The 21718-nt window shown below is 62.1% G+C and carries 21 protein-coding genes; 10 read left to right on the top strand and 11 right to left on the bottom strand.

The features are described from left to right. Nucleotides 1-47: 47 nt before the first annotated feature. Entirely contained in the window at nucleotides 48-1271 is a 1224-nt protein-coding gene (locus E4M07_RS10985) for a crosslink repair DNA glycosylase YcaQ family protein (RefSeq protein WP_246660414.1), read from the top strand. A gap of 28 nt (nucleotides 1272-1299) precedes the next feature. On the opposite strand, the gene E4M07_RS10990 is transcribed toward E4M07_RS10985, so the two are convergent. The 3 genes from E4M07_RS10990 to E4M07_RS11000 all read right to left on the bottom strand — a co-directional run bounded on the left by E4M07_RS10990 (nucleotide 1300) and on the right by E4M07_RS11000 (nucleotide 4402). After that, nucleotides 1300-2622 (bottom strand): TRAP transporter large permease, encoded by a 1323-nt coding sequence (locus tag E4M07_RS10990; RefSeq protein WP_136658332.1) that lies wholly within the window; start codon nucleotides 2620-2622, stop codon nucleotides 1300-1302. Continuing rightward, nucleotides 2619-3149 (bottom strand): TRAP transporter small permease, encoded by a 531-nt coding sequence (locus E4M07_RS10995; protein WP_136658333.1) that lies wholly within the window; start codon nucleotides 3147-3149, stop codon nucleotides 2619-2621. Before E4M07_RS10995 ends, E4M07_RS10990 begins: the two co-directional genes overlap by 4 nt. A 203-nt stretch (nucleotides 3150-3352) precedes the next feature. Beyond that, on the bottom strand, nucleotides 3353-4402 hold the full coding sequence (locus E4M07_RS11000) for a TRAP transporter substrate-binding protein (RefSeq protein WP_136658334.1): 1050 nt from the start codon (nucleotides 4400-4402) through the stop codon (nucleotides 3353-3355). 56 nt (nucleotides 4403-4458) lie between these two features. Here E4M07_RS11000 and E4M07_RS29070 point away from each other — a divergent pair, with 56 nt between their 5' ends. Beyond that, entirely contained in the window at nucleotides 4459-4629 is a 171-nt protein-coding gene (locus E4M07_RS29070; protein ID WP_169054167.1) for a hypothetical protein, read from the top strand. 242 nt (nucleotides 4630-4871) lie between these two features. Here the strand turns inward: E4M07_RS29070 and E4M07_RS11005 are convergent, their stop codons facing one another. Further along, nucleotides 4872-5330, bottom strand: a complete 459-nt coding sequence (locus E4M07_RS11005; RefSeq protein WP_136658335.1) for an Lrp/AsnC family transcriptional regulator — start codon at nucleotides 5328-5330, stop codon at nucleotides 4872-4874. A gap of 132 nt (nucleotides 5331-5462) precedes the next feature. On the opposite strand from E4M07_RS11005, the gene hppD reads away from it, so the two are divergent. The 8 genes from hppD to E4M07_RS11045 all read left to right on the top strand — a co-directional run bounded on the left by hppD (nucleotide 5463) and on the right by E4M07_RS11045 (nucleotide 15151). Next, nucleotides 5463-6575 carry a 4-hydroxyphenylpyruvate dioxygenase gene (hppD, locus tag E4M07_RS11010; protein ID WP_136658336.1) on the top strand — a complete coding sequence of 371 codons (1113 nt, stop codon included), beginning with the start codon at nucleotides 5463-5465 and terminating at the stop codon, nucleotides 6573-6575. 156 nt (nucleotides 6576-6731) lie between these two features. Then, nucleotides 6732-7487: a class I SAM-dependent methyltransferase gene (locus E4M07_RS11015; RefSeq protein WP_136658337.1), complete on the top strand. Its 756-nt coding sequence runs from the start codon at nucleotides 6732-6734 to the stop codon at nucleotides 7485-7487. Nucleotides 7488-7742: 255 nt separating this feature from the next. Beyond that, a complete protein-coding gene (locus E4M07_RS11020) occupies nucleotides 7743-9008 on the top strand; it encodes an MFS transporter (RefSeq protein ID WP_136658338.1) in 1266 nt (421 codons plus the stop codon). Nucleotides 9009-9095: 87 nt separating this feature from the next. Further along, nucleotides 9096-10094 (top strand): aldo/keto reductase, encoded by a 999-nt coding sequence (locus tag E4M07_RS11025; protein ID WP_136658339.1) that lies wholly within the window; start codon nucleotides 9096-9098, stop codon nucleotides 10092-10094. A gap of 245 nt (nucleotides 10095-10339) precedes the next feature. Beyond that, complete coding sequence (locus tag E4M07_RS11030; protein ID WP_136658340.1) at nucleotides 10340-11308, top strand: hypothetical protein; 969 nt, start codon at nucleotides 10340-10342, stop codon at nucleotides 11306-11308. A 666-nt stretch (nucleotides 11309-11974) separates the two neighbouring features. Next, on the top strand, nucleotides 11975-13189 hold the full coding sequence (locus E4M07_RS11035) for a GTP-binding protein (RefSeq protein WP_136658341.1): 1215 nt from the start codon (nucleotides 11975-11977) through the stop codon (nucleotides 13187-13189). After that, nucleotides 13186-13821 carry a DUF1826 domain-containing protein gene (locus E4M07_RS11040; RefSeq protein ID WP_136658342.1) on the top strand — a complete coding sequence of 212 codons (636 nt, stop codon included), beginning with the start codon at nucleotides 13186-13188 and terminating at the stop codon, nucleotides 13819-13821. The genes E4M07_RS11035 and E4M07_RS11040 overlap by 4 nt, the downstream gene beginning before the upstream one ends. Before the next feature lie 247 nt (nucleotides 13822-14068). Beyond that, nucleotides 14069-15151, top strand: a complete 1083-nt coding sequence (locus tag E4M07_RS11045; protein WP_136658343.1) for a Zn-dependent alcohol dehydrogenase — start codon at nucleotides 14069-14071, stop codon at nucleotides 15149-15151. A 40-nt stretch (nucleotides 15152-15191) separates the two neighbouring features. Here E4M07_RS11045 and maiA read toward each other — a convergent pair whose 3' ends face one another. From maiA to hmgA, 7 genes are all read right to left on the bottom strand, one after another. Further along, nucleotides 15192-15830: a maleylacetoacetate isomerase gene (gene maiA, locus E4M07_RS11050; RefSeq protein ID WP_136658344.1), complete on the bottom strand. Its 639-nt coding sequence runs from the start codon at nucleotides 15828-15830 to the stop codon at nucleotides 15192-15194. A 58-nt stretch (nucleotides 15831-15888) separates the two neighbouring features. Further along, nucleotides 15889-16428, bottom strand: a complete 540-nt coding sequence (locus E4M07_RS11055; RefSeq protein ID WP_136658345.1) for a VOC family protein — start codon at nucleotides 16426-16428, stop codon at nucleotides 15889-15891. Nucleotides 16429-16524: 96 nt separating this feature from the next. Continuing rightward, nucleotides 16525-16719, bottom strand: coding sequence for a DUF2783 domain-containing protein (locus E4M07_RS11060; protein WP_136658346.1), 195 nt, complete (start codon nucleotides 16717-16719; stop codon nucleotides 16525-16527). Between the two features lie 11 nt (nucleotides 16720-16730). After that, a complete protein-coding gene (locus tag E4M07_RS11065; protein ID WP_136658347.1) occupies nucleotides 16731-18341 on the bottom strand; it encodes an FAD-dependent oxidoreductase in 1611 nt (536 codons plus the stop codon). Between the two features lie 29 nt (nucleotides 18342-18370). Further along, on the bottom strand, nucleotides 18371-19321 hold the full coding sequence (locus tag E4M07_RS11070; RefSeq protein ID WP_136658348.1) for an MBL fold metallo-hydrolase: 951 nt from the start codon (nucleotides 19319-19321) through the stop codon (nucleotides 18371-18373). Between the two features lie 2 nt (nucleotides 19322-19323). Further along, nucleotides 19324-20346 (bottom strand): fumarylacetoacetate hydrolase family protein, encoded by a 1023-nt coding sequence (locus E4M07_RS11075; protein WP_136658349.1) that lies wholly within the window; start codon nucleotides 20344-20346, stop codon nucleotides 19324-19326. Between the two features lies 1 nt (nucleotide 20347). Next, nucleotides 20348-21661, bottom strand: a complete 1314-nt coding sequence (gene hmgA / locus E4M07_RS11080) for a homogentisate 1,2-dioxygenase (protein WP_206057219.1) — start codon at nucleotides 21659-21661, stop codon at nucleotides 20348-20350. Nucleotides 21662-21718 lie beyond the last annotated feature (57 nt).

Genomic DNA, 21718 nt, shown 5'->3' on the forward strand with positions numbered 1-21718 from the left:
TCGTACTATCGTTTGTTCCTGTTTTGTTTCAGTCAGGAACCGCCCCGATGCCAGCGATCACGACCAACACCCCAATGCGCCTTTCGAACGCCGCCGCCCGGCGCCTGTTCCTCGATCGCCACGGCCTTGCAGAGGATCCGTCGAAGCGCTTGGCGCTGGCGGAGTTGCAGGCGCTGATCGAACGGCTCGGCTTTGTCCAGGTGGACAGCATCAACACGGTGGCGCGGGCGCATGATCTGATCCTGTTCTCGCGCCGCCAGTGCTATCGTCCGGCCCAGCTCAAATCGCTGCTGGAGGAGGAGCGCTCGCTGTTCGAGCACTGGACCCATGACGCGGCGGTCATACCGACGCGCTTCTACCCGCACTGGAACATGCGTTTCGCGCGCCACGAGGCGCAGCTCAAGGAGCAATGGCGAAAGTGGCGCCGCGACGGATTTGAGGAAAAGTTCGACGACGTGCTCGCCCATATCGGAGAAAACGGCCCGGCCATGTCGCGCGAGATGGGGGACGGCGAGAAGAAATCGATTGGCGGCTGGTGGGACTGGCATCCGTCGAAGACGGCGCTGGAATATCTGTGGCGCACGGGACGGCTCGCGGTTTGCCGGCGCGAAGGCTTCCAGAAGGTCTACGATCTTGCCGAGCGGGTGATTGCCGAAGAACACCGCCAACACCGGCCTGACGAAGCCGAGTCCGTCGACTGGGCCTGCGCCAGCGCCCTCGACCGGCTCGGCTTCGCGACCTCTGGCGAACTGGCCGCCTTCTGGGACGGCGTCACGCCGGCCGAGGCAAAGGCCTGGTGCGCGCGCAGGCTCGGCAAGGACCTTGTTCCCGTCATGCTCGAGACGGCGGATGGCCGGTCCCATAAAGTCTTTGCCCGTCCGGACCTTGACGAACAGGCGGAAGCGGCCGGCGAGCCGCCGCGCCGCATCCGCGTGCTTAGCCCGTTCGATCCGATGATCCGCGACCGCAACCGCGCCGAGCGGCTCTTCGGCTTCAACTACCGGATCGAGGTCTTCGTGCCGGCGCACAAGCGCAAATACGGCTACTACGTCTTCCCGCTACTGGAAGGGGACCGGCTGATCGGGCGCATCGACATGAAGTGCCGGCGCGACGCCGGGGTGCTGGATGTCACGGCGCTGTGGCTGGAGCCGAAGGTGCGGCTCGGGCGCGGCCGCTTCGGCCGGCTCGAGGCCGAGCTTGAGCGGGTGCGGCGCTTTAGCGGCTGCGACCGGATCGCGTTCGCCGACGGGTGGATCAGGGAGCCCCGGTGAATTCCTAACCGATCGAGTATGGGCCGCCTCAATACAGCCAGCGCACCAGCCCCAGCGTGATGAACGGGAACAGCGCCAGGATGACCACGCGGATGAGATCGGTCGCAACGAAGGGGAAGACGCCGCGATAGGTCTGGCCGAGCGGAATGTCCGGCGCCATCGAGTTGATGACGAAAAGATTCATGCCGACCGGCGGCGTGATCAGGCCGACTTCGACGACAATCAGGACGAGGATGCCGAACCACAGCGCGAACTCCTCCGGCGGCAGGCCGAAGTCGAGGCCGATGGCGATCGGAAAGAAGATCGGAACTGTCAGCAGGATCATCGACAGGGAATCCATCACGCAGCCGAAGACCAGGTACAAGAGCAGGATGATCGACAGCACCAGCCAGGGCGAAAAGCCCTGCTCGGTAACGTAAAGCGCCGCTTCCTGCGGCAGCTGCGAAAGTGCAAGGAAGCCGTTGTAGATCGCGGCGCCGAGAATGATCAGGAAGATCATGCCCGTCGAATTGGCGGTGTCGAGGATCGACGATTTGAGCGTCGACCAGGTCAGGCCGCGATTGAAGAGGGCGATCAGCCCGGTGCCGGCGGCGCCGACCGCGGCGGCCTCGGTCGGGGTGAAGATGCCCATGTAGATGCCGCCCACCACCAGCAGGAAGACGACAAGCACCGGCCACACCGAGAGCAATGCGCGGAAGCGTTCCCCATAGGGCACGCGCTCGCGCGTGCCGGCGGAATTCGGGCGGATGCGCACATAGAGCGATATGGCCAGCATGTAGCCGACGGCGGCGAGTACGCCCGGAACAACGGCTGCGACGAAGAGCTTGGCGATGTTCTGCTCGGTGAGGATCGCGTAGATGACCAGCACCACGGAAGGCGGGATCAGGATGCCCAATGTGCCGCCGGCCGCCAGCGTTCCGGTGGCGAGCGGGCCGGAAAAGCCGTAGCGCTTGAGTTCCGGCAGCGCGACCTGGCCCATGGTGGCTGCGGTGGCGAGCGACGATCCGCAGATGGAGCCGAAACCGGCGCAGGCGCCGACCGCGGCCATGGCAACGCCGCCGCGCCGGTGTCCGAGCCAGGTCTCGGCCGCGTGGAACAGCGCCGTCGACATGCCGCCGAGCCGGGCGAACTGGCCCATCAGCAGGAACAGGGGCACGATCGACAGCGAATAGCTGGAGAAGGTGCCGTAGGTCTGGTTCTTCAACTGCCCGAAAATCATCAGGAAGGAACCGTTGATCATGTAGCTGCCGAGCACGCCGACGGCCAGCATCGCGAGGCCGATGGGAATGCGCAGGAAGATCAGGATCAGGAGAACGGGAAACGACCAGATGCCGATTTCGAGATTGTTCACGACAGTTCCCCGCTGATCGGCACGTTCGAGCCGGACCGGTATTCGACGATGCTGCGCCAGAAACACCAGACCGACACGATAACAAAGACAACGGCTCCGAAGAGACCGGCAGCATAGGCCCACCAGATGGGGAACTGCAGGATGAAGGTGGTTTCCTGGTAGCTCTGTTTGTCGAGCGTTCCGAGCCAGTGGCGCCAGCAGATCAGCAGCGCAAGCACCAGCATCATCAGATTGGAAACAACCTCGATAAAGCGGTTGGCGGTGTCGCTAAAATGCATGGTCAGCACCTCGACAACGGCATTGCCGCGCTTCAGGTGGCACCAGGGCAGGAAGGCGAAGACGGCGAAGGCCGTGCCTGCCTCGACGAGCTCGAAATCGCCGGGGACCGGCGCAAGCCCGGCAAAGACGAGCGCCCGGCCGGTGACCGATATGACGGTTATGACGACAAGCGCGGTGAGGACGAGGCCCCCCGCAAGGGCGGTCAGGCGGGCCAGTGCCTCGACCCAGCGTTCAATACGCTCCGACATTTTTATCCCTTACGCCCCCTTACCGTGCGGCGGCACGCGCGCGCGTTCCGAATGCCGATTGCCGCAGATTTGCGGTACCGGCTGCAGCATATTGCGCCGGTTGCGTCATGGAAAGTCGCGCTGTTGAAATCCCGTATGCCGTGCTCTTGCGGCGATTGTCGGCGGGGGCGTGCGACGTTCACGCGCCCCCGTCAATGGCAATCCTAGTTGGTGTTCTTCTCGATCGCCGCCTGGGCGCGCTGGTAAAGATCGCGGCCGTCAATGCCCTTGGCATCCATCTCGGCGATCCAGTTCTCGATGACCGGCTTCGACGCCTCTTTCCAGCGGGCGACTTCGGCGGCATCGAGGACAATGATCTTGTTGTCCGTCTTTTCTGCCGCGGCGCGGCCCGGCGCGTCGAATTCCTGCATGGTGCGTCCGGCGAAAGCCGAGAATTCCAGGCCGGAATTGTCGTCGAGGATCTTCTTCAGATCGTCCGGCAGGCTGTCATATTTCGCCTTGTTCATCGCAAGCACGAAGACGGCGGTGTAGAGCGCCTTGTCACCGGAGAATTCCGTATGGGTGTTGACGAGCTCCGGAATTTTCAGGGCCGGCGTGACTTCCCACGGAATGACCGTGCCGTCGATGACGCCCTTCGACAGCGCCTCGGGAATGGCCGGAACCGGCATGCCGACCGGGGTCGCGCCCATTTCCGAAAGCAGGCCGTTGATGACGCGTGTCGGTCCGCGCAGCTTCTTGCCCTGCATGTCCTCGAGCTTGGCGATGCCGTCGCCCTGGACATGGAACATGCCGGGCCCGTGCACCCAGGTGCCGAGGATCTTGAGGTCCTTGAAGTCGTTGTCCTTCATGTCCGATTCGAACAGTTCCCAGTAGGCGCGGGAAGCGGCTTCGGCGTTGGTCATCATGAAGGGAAGCTCGAACACCTCGGCGCGCGGGAAGCGGCCGGGCGTATAGCCGGGAAGCGTCCAGACAATGTCGACGACACCGTCGCGGGCCTGGTCGATGAGCTGGGGTGGCGTTCCGCCGAGCGCCATGGCGCTGAAGACTTCGACCTTTATGCGGCCGTCCGACGCCTTCTCGACGTCTTCCGCCCACGGCATCAGCACGTTCTTCGGCACATTGGCCTGCGGCGGCAGGAACTGGTGCAGGCGCAGCGTGACTTCCTGGGCAAGCGACGGCAAGGTGCCTGCGCCAAGACCGGCGGCCATGACCGCGGCTGCGGCGAGCGATTTCATCAAAGTGCGTTTCTTCATCAGTATCCTCCCTGAGATCCGAGAAACGTTGTTTATCCTGGCGGTGCCGCCGGACATTGTCCGAAGCGGTATCCTTCAACCTCTATTTCGAATTGAACCGGACCCGGCCCGGCGCCGCGGCTTCGCTGCCGGCATTCGGCCCGTTGATCGGCGCGGACATTTTCACTTACCGGGTCACCTTTGCCTGCCGCATCGTCCATCGCAACGTGGCCATGAAAGCAGTTTGAAATGGGAAGGTAAAATGAAAAAAACCGCCAAACGCATATCGATATCGATATGATTGATCCGCGGCCGCGGTTCCGCAGCACAGGATCGGCAGCGGCGTCGTTGCGCCCAATGTATCCCTGTTCCTTTTTCCTTTTGTCGAATTTCCGTCGTTCGACGCGGGCGCATGCAACGGTTTTATTTTGTAACTGTCTAGAGCGCGCGCAACGATCAGCGAAGTTCCGGAGCCCGGTTTGTTCTTCAATCAATCCAGCGGCAGGGCGTGGGTGTCCTTGAGGGTTTCCAGCACGATGGCCGATTTGACGTGCCGGACCGATTTGTGGGGCAGCAGGATGTCGTTGACGAACCCGGACAGGGCCTTCAGGTCGACGGTCACCACCTTGAGCATGTAATCCATCTCGCCGGTCAGCGTGTGCGCCTCAAGCACCTCCGGCAGGCGATCGATCAGTTCCGCAAAGCGCCGCGCATTGTCGCGGTTGTGGGTGTCGAGCGTGACGGTGATGATATTGACGATACCGAGGCCGAGCCGGGTCCGGTCGAGGCCGGCGAAATAACCCCTGATATAGCCGTCGTCCTCAAGCCGGATGCGCCGGCGCGAGCACTGTGACGGCGAGAGATTGACGCGCTCCGACAGGTCGCCATTGGTCAGCCGCGCGTCCTTCTGCAGTTCCTCGAGGATCCGGCGGTCGAATTGATCAAGCATAGTTCATGCACCTATTCTCGATTTTATGCATAGTTTGCGCAAATATTCTTCAAATTCAGCTTAGATTGCAAGCTCTGTGCGAAAATATTGCGCAATAATGGCATAAAATCAAATCAACCGAGGAGTGCTCCCATGGGTCCGTTTCCGCACGATGCCCCACCGGCAAAAATCAGCAATGAGAATCCCGCAGGCACAGATGGTTTCGAATTCGTCGAATTCGCCCATCCCGAACCCGAAAAGCTTGAAGAGCTGTTCAGGCGCATGGGCTATGCGCCTGTCGCCCGCCACAAGAGCAAGAACATCACCGTGTGGCGCCAGGGCGACGTCAACTACATCCTGAACGCCGAAAAGGGCTCCTTCGCGGACCGCTTCATCGACCTGCACGGACCTTGCGCGCCGTCGATGGCGTGGCGCGTCGTGGACGCGAAACACGCATTCGACCACGCCGTCGCGAGGGGCGCGACGCCCTATGAGGGTGACGACAAGGTGCTCGACGCGCCGGCGATCGTCGGCATCGGCGGTTCGCTGCTCTATTTCATCGACACCTATGGCAAGAAGGGTTCGCCCTACGACGCCGAATTCGAATGGCTCGGCGTGCGCGATCCGCAACCGACCGGCGTCGGCTTTTACTATCTCGACCACCTGACTCACAATGTCTTCCGCGGCAATATGGACAAGTGGTGGGATTTCTACCGCGAGATGTTCGGCTTCAAGCAGATCCATTTCTTCGACATCGAAGGCAAGCTCACCGGCCTCGTATCGCGGGCGATCACCAGCCCCTGTGGCAAGATCCGCATTCCGCTCAATGAATCGACCGACGACAAGAGCCAGATCGAGGAATACCTGAAGAAGTACCGGGGCGAGGGCATCCAGCACATCGCCGTCGGGACGGACAACATCTACGAGGCGACGGACGCACTGGCCGACAACGGGCTGAAATTCATGCCCGGCCCGCCGCAGACCTATTACGAGAAGTCCTACGAGCGCGTGAACGGCCATGACGAGCCGCTCGAGAGGATGGCCAGGCACGGCATCCTGATCGACGGCGAAGGCGTCGTCGACGGCGGCATGACCAAGATCCTCCTGCAGATATTCTCCAAGACGGTGATCGGCCCGATCTTCTTCGAGTTCATCCAGCGCAAGGGCGACGAGGGCTTCGGCGAAGGCAACTTCCGGGCGCTCTTCGAATCGATCGAGGAAGACCAGATCCGCCGCGGCGTGCTCGATGTGGATGCCGCCGAGTAACGCAGCGAAGCCGTTCGAAATCAAAACCCTGCCCCGGCTTCCGCGGCGGGGTTTTTCTTTCGGTGACGGGGCAACGCCTCAGGTCCATGGCGGACAATTGCGAAGGGCCGTGTTAACGTCGCCGGGCGGAATTTTTGATCATAGGTGCGCTCAATCGTGGACGATGTCGAACTCCTGGTAGACCTGCACAGCAACGCCAGCAGGCTGGGGCCCGGCGGCGAGGCAGAAACCCGGCTGGCGATCACCCTGTCCGGATTGGGCGGACGGCAAAGTCTCAAGATCGCCGATATCGGCTGCGGGACGGGGGCGTCGGCCATCACCCTTGCGAAGTCCCTTGACGCGCACATAACCGCAGTGGACCTCTTCCCCGCTTTCCTGGAGGAGCTTGAACGCCGCGCGAAGGCCGGGGGCGTTTCCGAGAAGATCACCGCCGTTTCGGCTTCCATGGACGCCCTGACATTCGAACCTTCCTCGTTCGACGCGATGTGGTCGGAGGGCGCGATTTACAATGTCGGTTTCGAGAACGGCATCCGGGAATGGCGGCGGTTTCTCAAGCCTGGCGGAATCCTGGCGGTTTCCGAAATGACATGGCTGACAAGCGAGCGGCCCGACGAGCTGGATCACCACTGGTCCGGCGCCTATCCGGAAGTCGACACGGCATCGGCAAAAATGGCGCTGCTGGAGACCCACGGCTACGTGCCGCTGGGCTATTTCGCCCTGCCCGAATATTGCTGGCTGGACAATTACTATCGCCCGCTGCAGGAGCGTTTCGGGGCTTTTCTTGAAAAACACGATCATGCGCCGGCGGCAAAGTCGCTGGTCGAGGCGGAGCAGTCCGAAATCGATCTCTACGAGCGCCACGCGGCTTTCGTGAGCTACGGGTTTTACGTGGCCCGCAAACTTGCCGACTGAAGCGGCTTCGACGCCTGGAAGCCGGTGATCAGCGGGGCAGCGAAAAAATCATCCCAATAGCCGGGCGATCGCATCATAGCTGTCTGCTGAAAGTCGTCTTGCGTCATGATCGGATGGTCGTCCAATCGATACGACCGTCCCAATTTTTCCCGTCGCGTTGCGGCGCGCCTTGTGATAATGGCGATTCCAGAGGGTCATATTTCGACCCGGCCGGCCGATCCCTAAATCGGCAACCCGACAACTGGAGAGCCGCTTATGTGGCGCGCCCTGAAAGAGAACTGGGCCCTGTTCCTGGGCATGCTCATGCTCATGATCGCCAACGGCCTGCTGGTGACGCTGCTGACGATCCGCGGCGCCACGATCGGCTTTTCCGATTTCACGATCTCGGTCATGCAGGCCTGCTATCCGCTGGGCGCGCTGCTGGGCACCATTGCGACCCCGATGCTGATCGAGCGCGTCGGCCATATCCGCGTGTTCTCGGCGCTCGCGTCGATGGTGTCCGTGGCGGCGATCGTGCATCTCTTGACCAGCGACCCGGTCAGCTGGGCGGCGATGCGCCTGCTCGCCGGCGCCTGTTTCCCCGGCCTCTACGTCATCACCGAGAGCTGGCTCAACGCCAAGACGAGCAACCAGATCCGCGCCCAGGTCCTGTCGATCTACTTCATCATCCAGACGGCCGGCCCGGCGCTCGGAACGGCGATGGTGGCGGTGCCCGATCCGTCGGGCAGCATGCTTTTCGGGGTGACCTCGATCCTGATGTCGACGGCGATCGTGCCGCTGCTCTTGTCGGCCAACCGGGCACCGGAATACAGCGCGCCGGAAAACATGCCGGTGCGCAAGCTCTATCGCGTTTCGCCGCTGACGGTGCTCGGCATCTTCTGCATGGGCGCCGGCGTTGCCGGCTGGTTCATTGCCCTGCCGCTCTATGCGATCAGCCTCGGGTTCACCGACGCGCAGGCCTCGGGCGCGCTGGTCGTGGCGATGGTCGCGGCGGCGGTGGTGCAGTATCCCGTCGGCTGGATTTCCGACCGCACGGACCGGCGCTACGTGGTGATCGGCCTCGCGGTCGTGTGCACGGCGGCGGCCATTTGGATGGCGGTCGACACGGCGCCGTCACGCATCGTGATCGGCTTCGCGGTGATCGGCGCTGCGACGCTGCCGGTCTATTCCATCCTCGCCGCCCATGCGAATGACCAGCTCAAGCCCGGCCAGGTCGTTCCGGCCAGCGGAACGATGGCGTTCCTGCTGCAGCTCGGACAGTTCTTCGGCATCCTTGTTGTTCCGAACATGATCTTCCTCGCCGATGGCCGCGGGCTGCAGCTCTCGCTGGCGGCGCTCGGCATTGTCATCGCGGCGATCGCACTGGCGCGGCGGATCACCAGCGAAGCGCCGGCGGAAACCGGCGAGGTCGTGCCATCCGGCGTTATCGGCATGGCCCAGCCGGGCATGATCCAGGCGGACGTGATGAGCAAGGAATTCGACGCGGAGAATATCGATACGGAGCCGGAGCAGGGTCTTTGACCAACAGCGGCCGAGACGATACGACTGCCGTTGGTATCGTCGGCTGCGCACATTGCGGGTCGCGGCAGAAACGAATTCGGGGCGAGCATGATAAAGCGCAGATTGGGTATCAATGGGCCGGAAGTCGCGGCGATCGGTTATGGTGCCATGTCCTTTTCCGACATGTACGGGCCGACGAACGAGGCGGAGAGCCATGCGATCCTGGACGCATGCCGCGACCTCGGCGTCACCCATCTGGACACGGCGAATGTCTACGGCATGGGCAAGTCGGAAAACGCCATCGGGACCTATCTGAAGGCCCATCCCGGCGCGCGCGACGAATTCGTGATCGCCACCAAGGCAACCATTACCAGCGATGCGGAGGGAAACCGCGCATTCGACAATTCCGCGGAGCACCTTGAAGCGGAGCTGGATGCGTCGCTGCAGCGGCTGGGCGTGGATTGCGTGGACCTTTTCTATGCCCACCGTCGCGATCCGCGTTTCACGCCCGAGGAAACGGCCGCCAACCTCGGCCTGCTTGTCGAGAAAGGCAAGACCCGGGCGATCGGGCTTTCCGAGATTGCGCCCTCGACCTTGCGGCGCGCGATGAAGGTTCATCCGATCGCCGCCGTTCAATCCGAATATTCGCTTTCAACCCGTTTTCCCGACCTTGGACTGGTGCAGGCCTGCGCAGAGCTCGGGGTTGCGTTTGTCGCCTTCTCGCCCGTCGGGCGTTCGCTGCTGACGGACAGTCCGATCACGCCCGAGCGGATCGCGGATGTGCCTTTCCTTGCCCGAAACCCGCGTTTCATGGAACCGAACCTTTCCGTGAACCTGAGGCTCACCGAAGGGTTCCGGCGCCTCGCCGCAGCGATGGGGGCGTCGGCCGCGGGGCTTGCAAACGCCTGGCTTCTGGCGCGGGGAGACCACGTCATCCCGATTCCGGGGACACGGTCGGTGGATCATCTGCGGGAATGCGTTTCGGGTGCCGAACTGGCGCTCTCACAAGCAGATCTGGAACGGATCGAGGCGGTCCTGCCCGTCGGCTGGGCCCACGGCGACCGCTATTCGGATGTCCAATGGATCGGCCCGGAGCGGTATTGCTGAGCCGATACGGGCTGGCCTCGGCATCTTGCCGGAAGTCTGCGTTGAGCTCTGAGCTGACTTCTGTATTGGCAGCTGATTGGAAATTTCAGGCATGGGGATTTACCTTACAGACTGCTGAGATGCTGGAACATCACAGGCGACACGGGGCTGATCAACATGCTGGCGCTCTCCAGGACACCTGAAACGGTATCACTTGCTTCACTTACAAAACGTGATGCCTGCGCCCGGTCTGCGATGGTCTGTCCTTGAAGCGCGAAGAGGCATATTCGCTGATCGAGCGGCTGCCAAAGGACCTCAAGTTCTTTTACTTTCGAGATCGGGAAGCCGCTTGGCTGCTGCTGCAGTTGATCGACGGTTCCCGGAATATCTCCGACCTTCGAAAGACACGCTACGGAAAACTGCTTCAAAGGCCGCTGATTAAAGAGTGCATCTCCATAAAAGGCGACGGCAAAATATCTGCCGAGGACCTGCTGCCTGCTGCAGAGCCGGACACGGGCGTGCCGGAGGGCGGTTGGAGCAGATCCCAAGCCGCCGTCCTCGAAAGTTCCTATGACAACCCTTGGCACGACTTCAGGATCAGCTTCGATATTTGGGATGGAGAGTCGGATCCGTTTGCTCAGGTAAGCCGCCCGGGTGTCAATGTGGTGATGCAGCTGTCATTCTCATCGGATCACAGCGCTTATCTGGGAAAACTACGACAAGACAACGCGCGTGAACGCTTTGAGTTTGAGGAACATCCGATCAGGGTTGAGGGGAACCCGACCTTGGCCTGGGCGCGTTTGGATATCGATGCCAAAAGCCGAACGGCATTGATAGAGGAGATACAGTCAGATTGGCTTCGCATTGCGAAGAAACGTGTGCAACGGCTGGCCAAATACCAGCCGGAATCGTATGCACTGCAAATCTACCGTCAGTACCTCAGGGAGATCGAAGATCGATACGCCCGCGACTGGCCGCGCGCCACAATGCTGGTCGCACTGAAAATACTCGTTAAAGAACTCGGATGCAGAACGATCTATTTTCATACGCCGGAATCCGGCGAAGCGCTCAAACACAACCACAACGCTCCGAAGTCGCTGTATACGGATTTGCCAACCCACTTCTGCTTTGCCAAGACAAAGCGTTGGCCACCATTTATCAGACGGTCAGTCCGGAAATTGCATGGCAACAACAATCCGACAGGGGATATTCAGTTCTGGGTCCTCAAGTTCTGATCACCCAGCCGAATTGCGACGGCGCCTGACCGACGAATCGAAACGATCCGGACGGGTGGAGGCGAAGGTTCATGCGGCGCTGTTGCCTTCGCCGCGGCGCCTGAAAGGCAACGCGACCCCCTGGCGATAACTTCCCAATAAAATCGCTCCGCACGGCGCTGCCGCCGTTGTGCTTCAGGGCATCAGCGACGGCGGACAGGCTGCAGATAGGGTGGATAGCAGAATACTTGACGTTCCTAACGTTATAACATAACCAAACGCAAACACGGAGAAGCGTATGGCGAAGACTGGGGCAGGGCACACCGCGGGTGTTATGGACCTGTGGCGCCGATCGGACAGACAAAACGCCGGCCGCGCCGGGCGTGAGGCGGCGCTGACGAATGAACCGGAGACCAAGGTTCCAGCCGCCGGTTCTTTGCAGTTGAGCGCGCATGCGTGCCCCAACGAAGCAGCGGACAATCACCTTTCCTGCGCCTGTCCCGGGGAGGAACCGGCGCGTCCGGTTTGCGAGGAATGTGCGCCCGCACAAGAGCAGACAGGCAAGCACGTTATTCCAAGCGAAAGCCAGCGTGTCGAGGCGGGTTCCACGCCGCGATGATCGCGACCAGTTAACGAAACAGCAAGCAAACCCGCCGCGCGCAGACGTGGGCAAGGAGAACAACCGCCATGAACCAGCAAGAAAAACTCCCCGTTACCGTGCTGTCCGGATTTCTCGGTGCCGGGAAGACGACACTGCTGAACCGTGTACTCAACAACCGAGAGGGGCGCCGTGTCGCGGTCATTGTCAATGACATGTCGGAGGTCAATATCGATGCCGACCTGGTGCGCGCCGATACCGAGTTGTCGCGGACGGAAGAGACGCTTGTCGAAATGTCCAATGGCTGCATCTGCTGCACCCTGCGCGACGACCTGCTTGCGGAAGTCCGCCGGCTCGCCGATGACGGGCGGTTCGATTACCTCCTGATCGAATCCACCGGCATATCTGAGCCGCTGCCGGTTGCCGCGACATTCGAATTCCGCGACGAAGGGGGCGTGAGCCTGTCCGACGTTGCCAGGCTGGATACGATGGTCACGGTCGTCGACGCTGTGAACCTGCTCAAGGACTATTCCAGCCATGATTTTCTGAGCGACCGCGGCGAAACGCTGGGCGAGGAAGACGATCGCACGCTGGTGCACCTTTTGACCGATCAGATCGAGTTTGCGGATGTGGTGATCCTGAACAAGGTCGCGGACGCCGAACCGGAACTGGTTGACGCCGCCCGCAAGGTCATCCGCAGCCTCAATGCCGATGCCCGGATCATCGAGACGAACCATTGCGACGTGCCCGCCTCAGACGTGCTCGATACGGGACTGTTCGACTTCGAGAAGGCCCACACGCATCCGACCTGGGTGAAGGAACTCTACGGTTTTGCCGATCACGTGCCGGAAACGGAGGAGTATGGCGTTGCCTCCTTTGTCTACCGGGCACGGCGCCCCTTTGTGCCGGAGGCAATCTACGAACTGCTGAATGGCCCTTTGCCCGGCGTGATCCGCGCAAAGGGGCATTTCTGGATCGCGACACGTCCGGGCTGGGTGGCCGAATTCTCACTGGCGGGTGCCCTGTCGAGCGTGCGACCGCTGGGAAGCTGGTGGGCGTCGGTGCCGCGTGAGCACTGGCCCGACGACGAGGGCGCACGCACCGCGCTGGAGGAACGTTGGGTCGAGCCGTGGGGCGACCGGCGGCAGGAGATCGTCTTCATCGGCGCCGGGATCGATTGGCCTGCCCTGAAACAGCGTCTTGACGCCGCGCTTGTTCCCGAGACGCTCGCGTCTTCACCGGAGGCGCTTCGCAATCTGCCCGATCCGTTTCTGAAATGGGACCGGGGAGAGGCTGCGGCATGACCGTGCATTCGCATGTCCTGCGCGACGTGGATTTCGGCGTCGGATTTGCGCACGACGCTGCTGCGTTGAACGCCATCGGCGAGCCCGATCTCAAAGCCGTGATATGGTTGCGCCAGCCTCTGCCGAGTTTTCAGGACTGGATGGAAAGCCTCGACCCGGCCCGACTGCCGGCCGCGCGGGTGATTTTGCGCCCCGACAATGCCCGGTACGCGGTGATGCAGGCCTGCGACAGCGCCGGGACGCCGGATTGTCCCGAGCGCAATCGGTTCATCGATGACGTCGCCGCGCTATCTGAAATTTTCAGCCATCTCATGGAAACACCCTATCTGCGGCTGCGGCTCGACGTGGTGTCGAGCGATGCCTGCCGGAAGTTCCATATCGACGCTGTGACCGCCAGGCTGGTGTGCACCTATCGGGGACCGGGCACGCAATACGGCATGGCGGCCGAGCACGCGGCGCCGGCCGAGATCTGCAGCGTTCCCGCCTGTTCGCCGTTTCTCATGCGCGGAACGCGCTGGCCGGGAAGCGGCTCGTCACGCCTGGTGCATCGCTCTCCGCCGATCGAAGGCACCGGCAAAACACGCCTGCTTCTGGTCCTGGACCCGGTCAGCGACCGGCGCGGCGAAGCGTAAGCCCTAACTTGTCAAGACCGCCGAACCTGACTGGCCGATCGGCGGAGGCGATGGGTTCCTGCTGTGCCCTGTTAATCACAGATACGACCGAGTGCCATCGGTACAAACCGAAAATTCACCCGTGCTTGCTGCAAGGGAAGTAAAATTCATTTGTATCCGTATAGTTGTTGTGAAAAGACGAGCAATCACAATTCTGATAAAATACTCGTATTGAGGGAAAATTCTGACGCAGCAGGGAGACGATTTCATGAAAGCTGCCGTCCTATACGAGCCGAATACTCCGCTGGTCGTGGAAGAAATCTCGACCCGCAAACCCGCTTCCCGCGAAGTTCTCGTTAAAACCGCCTTCGCCGGCCTTTGCCACTCGGACCTGCACTTTATCGAAGGTCTGTATCCCCACCCGTTGCCGGCTGTCCTTGGCCACGAAGCGGCCGGCATCGTCGAGGCCGTTGGCCCTGATGTCACCTATGTCAAACCGGGAGACCATGTCATTTCCTGCCTCGCGGTGTTTTGCGGAACCTGCGAAATGTGCCTGTCCGGGAGGCCCGGGATTTGCTCGAATACAGAGGTGAAGCTCCCGCCCGGTAAAGCGCAGCGGCTTGAGTGGGAGAAATCCGATCAGCTCCACAGCTTCATGAATCTGTCTTCTTTTGCTGAACAGATGCTGGTGCACGAGAACGCGCTGGTAAAAATCCGTGATGACATGCCGCTTGATCGTGCGGCGTTGATTGGATGTGGTGTTCTAACCGGGTTTGGCGCCGTTGCGACAACAGCAGGTGTCATGCCGGGAGAGACAGTCGCGATCATCGGTTGCGGGGGCGTGGGCATGGCGGCGGTAAACGGCGCCTGGATCGCCGGTGCCGGGCGTATCATAGCCATCGACACCAATGCCGCGAAACTCCAACTCGCAACCAAGCTCGGCGCGACCGATATCTTGAACCCGGCGGATGGCGATCCAATAGAACGTGTGCGTGAAATGACCGGTGGCGGTGTTCATCATGCAATCGAATGCCTTGGCCTAAAGGAAACCGCCGAACAGGCGTTTCGGATGACGGCACGGGGCGGAACGGCGACGATTGTTGGCATGGTCCCTTACGGCTTGAACATCGAAGTGCACGGCTTCGATCTGCTTTTCGAGCGCCGCCTGCAGGGCTCAATGATGGGTGGCGGCAGCTTCCGGACCGACATGCCACGCCTTATAGAACTCTATCTCCAGGACCGCCTGCATTTGGACGACTGGATTTCTGAACGCATCACTTTGGAGGAAGTCAACGACGGGTTTGACGCCATGAGGTCGGGCAAGGGCATACGGTCCATTATCGCGTTTTGACCAGCCGCGAGATATGTGGCGAATTATCTGAATGTCTTGATCAACCCGACGGGCCGACCCGGTCCGGATGGGCGGCGGCGAAGGGCTCCAGCGCCGCGCAGTTTCCGGCGATCGCGTTGATGCGCGCGAGATCGGCGGTCTCGGCACCCCAGCGGTTGGCGTTGTAGAGCTGCGGAACGAGGCAGATGTCGGCCATGGTCGGCGTGTCGCCGTGGCAGAATTCGCCGCTTTGACCATCGCCGAGCCGCGCCTCGAAGGCGACGAGGCCCTTGCGGATGTATTTCTGCATCCAGTCGCTGCGCACGGCGTCGCCGCCGCCTGTGCGCTCCATCACGTCGGCGACGATGGACAGGTTGCACACCGGGTGGATCTCCATGGCGATGATGTAGGCGAGCGCGTGCACCCGGGCCCGCTCGAGCGCGCCGCCCGGCATCAGCGATCCCGAGCGCGTCTCGTTCAGATATTCGATGATCGCCAGGGACTGGGTCAGCATCTGCCCGTCGATCTCCAGCGCCGGCACGAGGCCTTGCGGGTTGCGGGACAGGTGCGCCTCGCCGAGCTGCTCCTTCTTCAGCAGGTCGACGGACACCGCCTCGTATGCAATGCCGAGCAGGTTGAGCGCGATGCGCACCCGATAGCTCGCCGAGGAGCGCCAGTAGTCGTAAAGGACGGGCTTCATGCGTTTCCTCCCGTGGGAACCGTGACCGCCGAGGCGGTCCGGAATTGCAGGTCCCGTCCTATTTACCGAGTTCCCTGGCATGCAGCCAGTCCGCGTGTTTCGGCGCCCGCTTGGTCTTCGACCATTCTTCCAGCATGTCCCATTTGACCGCGTCGAGCCGCTCGAGCATGGCTTCCTCTTCCGGGTCCGGGCAGGCCAGCTCGACCCGGTGGCCGTTCGGATCGAAGAAATAGATGGAATGGAAGATGGAGTGGTCGGTCACGCCGAGCACCTCGACGCCGTTCTTCTCCAAGTGGTCCTTGTACTGCAGCAGCGTGTCGCGGTCCTTCACCTTGAAGGCGATGTGCTGCACCCAGACCGGCGTGTTCTCGTCGCGGCCCATCTCCGGCTTGGTCGGCAGCTCGAAAAAGGCCAGGATATTGCCGTTGCCGGCATCCAGAAACAGGTGCATGTAGGGGTCCGGCTCATGGGTCGACGGCACCTTGTCCTCGGCGATCGCCAGGACAAAATCCATGTTCAGCATCTTGGTGTACCAGTCGACCGTCTCCTTGGCGTCCTTGCAGCGATAGGCGACGTGGTGAATCTGTTCGATCTTCATGGTCTTGTCTCCGATGTTCGGTTGCCCGCACAATAATAGTTGCGTTTGTAACTATCCAGTGCCGTGAAGGCCTTTGCCTGCGCAGTCTGTCTGCCTCTAGGGGTGTGCCCTGGCCGCCTCCAGCGCCTCGGCAAGGATCTTGCGCTCGCCGATATGATTGGCGAGGAGCAGTATCAGCCGGGCGTTGTAGGCGTCGCTCTCCGCCTTGCTCAATCCCTCGTGGGCGGCAATCAGGTCGGCGTAGAAATCATCCGGGCTGCTGATGTTCGTCTTCGTGTTGAGCTTGGTCATTTGCGATCTCCTCAGGCCCGGCCGGTGGCGGTGTCGAGCGCCGCGCGCACCGCGTTTTCGCTGTAGTCGATCCAGCGCGCGGCAACATGCTGGTCGGGCCGGAAGAGATAGACGGCCTGGTCCTCGGCGCCGAGATAGCGCTTCTGCAAGTGACCGTCGGAGTCTTCCGCCGAACTGATGCGCATGCCCTCGACCCTGACGCCGTCGACGTCAAGGCTTGCGGGCACCTCCGTGTTGATGCCGACAAGCTGGAAACGGTTGCCGATGAGGTCGGTCAGCCACGTGTCGCCGACCGGCGCGTCGACGATGGGCGCCCCCGGCCGGGTGCGCGGCGGCAGGTCGTCATCGTCGGCGCCGTTGAGGGGCGAGCCGTCATAGACGCTCGGAATCGAGAGCCGGCCGGAATTGACCAGCGGACGGGCGAACTCGAAGCGCTCCGCCAGGTCCAGGACCGCGTTGCGGAAGGTGCGGCTGACGTCCGATTTCGGGGTGATGAAGTCGGTCGAGCGGGACGAGTTCATGATGTTCTCGTCGGCGCCCAGGATGCGCTCGTAATCGTAGCTGTCGAGCAGGCCCTCGGGCGCGACGCCGTCAATGACAAGCTTCAGCTTCCAGATCAGGTTGTCGGTGTCCTGCAGGCCGGAATTGGCGCCGCGGGCGCCGAAGGGCGAGACCTGGTGGGCGGAATCGCCGGCGAACAGCACGCGGCCGTGGCGGAACTTTTCCATGCGCCGGCACTGGAACGTGTAGATCGAAACCCATTCGAGCTCGAACTTGGCGTCCTCGCCGAGCATTGCCTTGAGGCGCGGGATGACGTTTTCCGGCTTCTTCTCCTCGTCCTTGTCGATGTTCCAGCCGAGCTGCAGATCGATGCGCCAGACATGGTCCGGTTGCTTGTGCAGGAGCGCCGACTGGTTGCGGTTGAAGGGCGGATCGAACCAGAACCAGCGCTCGGTCGGAAAATCCGCCTCCATGATCACGTCGGCGATGAGGAAATTGTCCTCGAAAACGCGGCCGATGAAATCCATGTTGAGCATCTTGCGAGCCGGGGAGGTGGCGCCGTCGCAGGCGATCAGCCAGTCGCATTCGAGCCTGTAGGAACCCTCGGGCGTGTCGATGGTCACGAGGACCGTTTCGCCTTGCTCCTCGATGCCGGCGACGCGGTTCATGCCGCGCACTTCCAGCTTCTTGCCCTCCTCTTGCAGCGCCACCACCCGGTGCATGAGATATTCCTCGAAGTGGTATTGCTGCAGGTTGACGAAGGCCGGCCGCTTGTGGCCCTCCTCCGGCAGGAGGTCGAATTCGTAGATCTTGCGCTCGTCGAAAAAGACCTTGCCGAGGTTCCAGACAACGCCCTTGTCGACGAATTCGTCGCCGCAGCCGAGCCGGTCGAGGATTTCCAGCGGCCGCTTGGCGTAGCAGATGGCGCGCGATCCCCAGCTCACCTTGTCATTGTCGTCGAGAACAATGACCGGAATGTCATGCTGCGCCAGGTCGATGGCGGCGGCGAGGCCGATGGGGCCGGCGCCGATAACGATCACCGGGTGGCGTGCCGGCGCCGGCGCATCCTGGTCGGCCGATCTTTGATAGGGATAGAGCGGCGTTTCGAAAATCTTGCTCAAATTGACCTCCCGTTACTGGTACGCGTCGTTCAGCCCTGAAGGGCGGCCCACATTTCCTTGTCGCGCTCGGCGGTCCAGATGCGCGGCGTGTCCATGCCCAGCGCCTCGTCATAGGCGCGCGCGACGTTGAATGGCAGGCAGTGCTCGTAGATCGCGTATTCGGAAAATTTCGGATCGCATTCGGCGCGCACCGCGTCCCAGGCCTCCTTGAGCGAGCCGCCCCGGGCGGCAACGGCCGCTGCGGGCCGGTAGGTGCTGGCGACGAAATCGCGGGTGTTCTCGATCGCCGCGTTCACCATCTCGTCGCCGACAAGCGCGTCGCCGCGCCCCGGTGCGATGGCCCGCGGCTGGAACGCCCGTATGGCGTCAAGCGTTGCGCCCCAGTCACCGAAATGGCCGTCGCCGCAATAGCAGGCGGAATGGTATTCGACGATGTCGCCGGTGAACATGACGCCCTCGTCCGGCACCCAGGCAACGATGTCGCCGGCGGTGTGGGCGCGGCCGAGATGCATGAGATCGACGCGGCGCTTGCCGAGATAGACGGTCATCTTCTTCGTGAAGGTCATGGTCGGCCAGGTGAGGCCCGGAATGCTCTCGTGGCCCTGGAAGAGGCGCGGGAAGCGCTCGAATTCCGAATCCCAGTCCTCCTGACCGCGCTCGGCAACCATCGAGCGGCATTTTTCCGAGGCGATGATCTGTTCGGCGTCGTAGGCCGACGCGCCGAGGACGCGCACGGCGTGATAATGCGACAGCACCACATATTTGATCGGCTTGTCGGTGACCGAGCGGATCTTCTCCACTACCATATTGGCGAGGCGCGGCGTCGCCTGCGCGTCGACGATCATCACGCTGTCGTCGCCGATGATGACGCCGGTGTTGGGGTCGCCCTCGGCCGTGAACGCCCACAGATCGCGGCCGATCTCGGAAAAGGTGATGGTCTTGTCGGTCATGTCCCCGCGGGACGCGAATTCCTTGGCCATAGTCAGGCTTTCCTCTTGTACTGTTCGACGGTCTGCTCGATGGCGCCGAAGATGGAACGCCCCTCGGCATCCTTCATCTCGATGCGGACCGTGTCGCCGAATTTCATGAATGCGGTCGTCGGCTTGCCGTCGTTGATGGTCTCGATCATGCGGATTTCGGCGATGCAGGAATAACCGACGCCGCCCTCGGCGACGGGCCTGCCGGGACTGCCGTCCTCCATCTTGTTGGACACCGTGCCGGAGCCGATGATAGCGCCCGCCGAAAGTGGCCTGCTCTTTGCCGCATGGGCGATGAGCTGCGGGAAATCGAAGGTCATGTCGATGCCGGCATTGGCACGGCCGAACGGGGCGCCGTTGTAGTCGACATTGAGCGGCAGATGCACCCTGCCGCCGTCCCAGGCGTCGCCCAGCTCGTCCGGCGTGACCGCGACCGGCGAGAAGGCCGAGGACGGCTTGGACTGGAAGAAACCGAAGCCCTTGCCGAGTTCGGCCGGGATCAGGCCGCGCAGCGACACGTCGTTGACCAGCATGATCAGCCGGATGGCGTCGCGTGCCTCGTCGATGCCGGCGCCCATCGGCACGTCGTCGACAATGACGGCGACCTCGCCCTCCATGTCGATGCCCCAGGCCTCGTCGGCCATGAGGATCGGATCGCGGGGTGCGAGGAAGGCGTCGGAGCCGCCCTGATACATCAGCGGGTCGGTCCAGAAACTCGGCGGCATCTCGGCGTTGCGCGCCTTGCGCACGAGTTCCACGTGATTGACATAGGCCGAGCCGTCCGCCCACTGATAGGCACGCGGCAGCGGCGAATGGGCATCGTGCTCGTGAAAGCGCTCCACCGGCTGCGCGCCGGTCTCCAGGGCCTCGGCGGCGCGCTCCAGGCGCGGCGCGACATTGGCCCAGTCGTCAAGCGCCGCCTGAAGGGTCGGCGCGATGTGGTTGACGACCGTGCATTGCGCAAGATCCTTCGACACGACCGCCAGTTTCCCGTCGCGGGTGCCGTCTTTGAGTGTGGCGAGTTTCATATCAGTCCCAGTTTCCCTCAATGGTGCCGTCGAAGCGCTTCTTCAGGCCCTTCCAGCAATCGATATAGTCGTCCTGCAGCGTTTCGAGCTGCATGGCGAACTGGGTCACGTGCTGCGGGAAACGTGTCTCGAACATGAAGGCCATCGTTTCGTCGAGCTTGACCGGAGCCAGTTCGGATTCGGAGGCCTTTTCAAAGCCCATCGTATCCGGGCCGTGCGGCAGCATCATGTTGTGCAGGCTCATGCCGCCGGGCACGAAGCCCTCTTCCTTGGCGTCGTACTGCCCGTGGATCAGCCCCATGAATTCCGACATGATGTTGCGGTGATACCAGGGCGGGCGGAAGGTGTGTTCCGCGACCATCCAGCGCGGCGGAAAGATGACGAAGTCGATATTGGCGGTGCCTTCCTCGCCGCTGGGGGCCGTCAGCACCGTGAAGATCGACGGGTCGGGATGGTCGAAGAGGATCGCGCCCACCGGCGAGAAGGTCTTCAGGTCGTATTTGTAGGGCGCGTAGTTGCCGTGCCAGGCGATGACGTCGAGCGGCGAGTGGCCGATCTCGGTGACGTAGAAATTGCCGCACCATTTGACGTGGACGCGGCAGTCGGTGTCCTTGTCCTCCCACGCGGCCACCGGTGTCTTGAAGTCGCGCGGGTTGGCGAGACAGTTGGCGCCGATCGGGCCGCGGTCGGGCAAGGTGAACTTGGCGCCGTAGTTCTCGCAGATATAGCCGCGGGCTTCGCGGTCCACCGGGCTTGCCTTGAAGATCATGCCCCGCGGGATGATGCAGATTTCCGTCGGCGCGACGGTGATCTTTCCCATCTCTGTGAAGACCTCGAGCGTCCCGGTCTGCGGAACGACGAGCAGTTCGGCATCGGCGTTGAAGAAATAGTCGTCGACCATCGGCGCATTGCACACATAGGCATGGCTTGCCATGCCGACCTGCGTGTGCACGTCTCCGGCGGTGGTCATGGTGCGAACGCCGTCGATGAAGTTTACGCTGCCGCTCGCCATAGGCAGCGGATCCCAGCGCAGCTGACCGATCGGCATGACGTCGTCGCAGATATGCGGCCCTGTTTTCCAGTGGTCGCGTTCATGGACCGAGAAGCGGGCGGTGTGCCGCACGCTCGGCCGGATGCGGTAGAGCCAGGAGCGCTCGTTGGTGCCGCGCGGGGCGGTGAAGGGCGAACCCGAGAGCTGCTCCGCGTAAAGTCCATAGTTGCATTTCTGGGGGCTGTTCTGCCCCTGGGGCAATGCGTTCGGCAGCGATTCCGTCTCGAAATCATTGCCGAAGCCCGGCATATAGGCCTCAGACATCTTATCCCTCATATTTGCTTTTCTAAATTTGTTTCATATGTAACAATCAAAAATGTA

The sequence above is a fragment of the Nitratireductor sp. XY-223 genome (assembly GCF_004959855.1).
Lineage (GTDB): Bacteria > Pseudomonadota > Alphaproteobacteria > Rhizobiales > Rhizobiaceae > Hoeflea_A.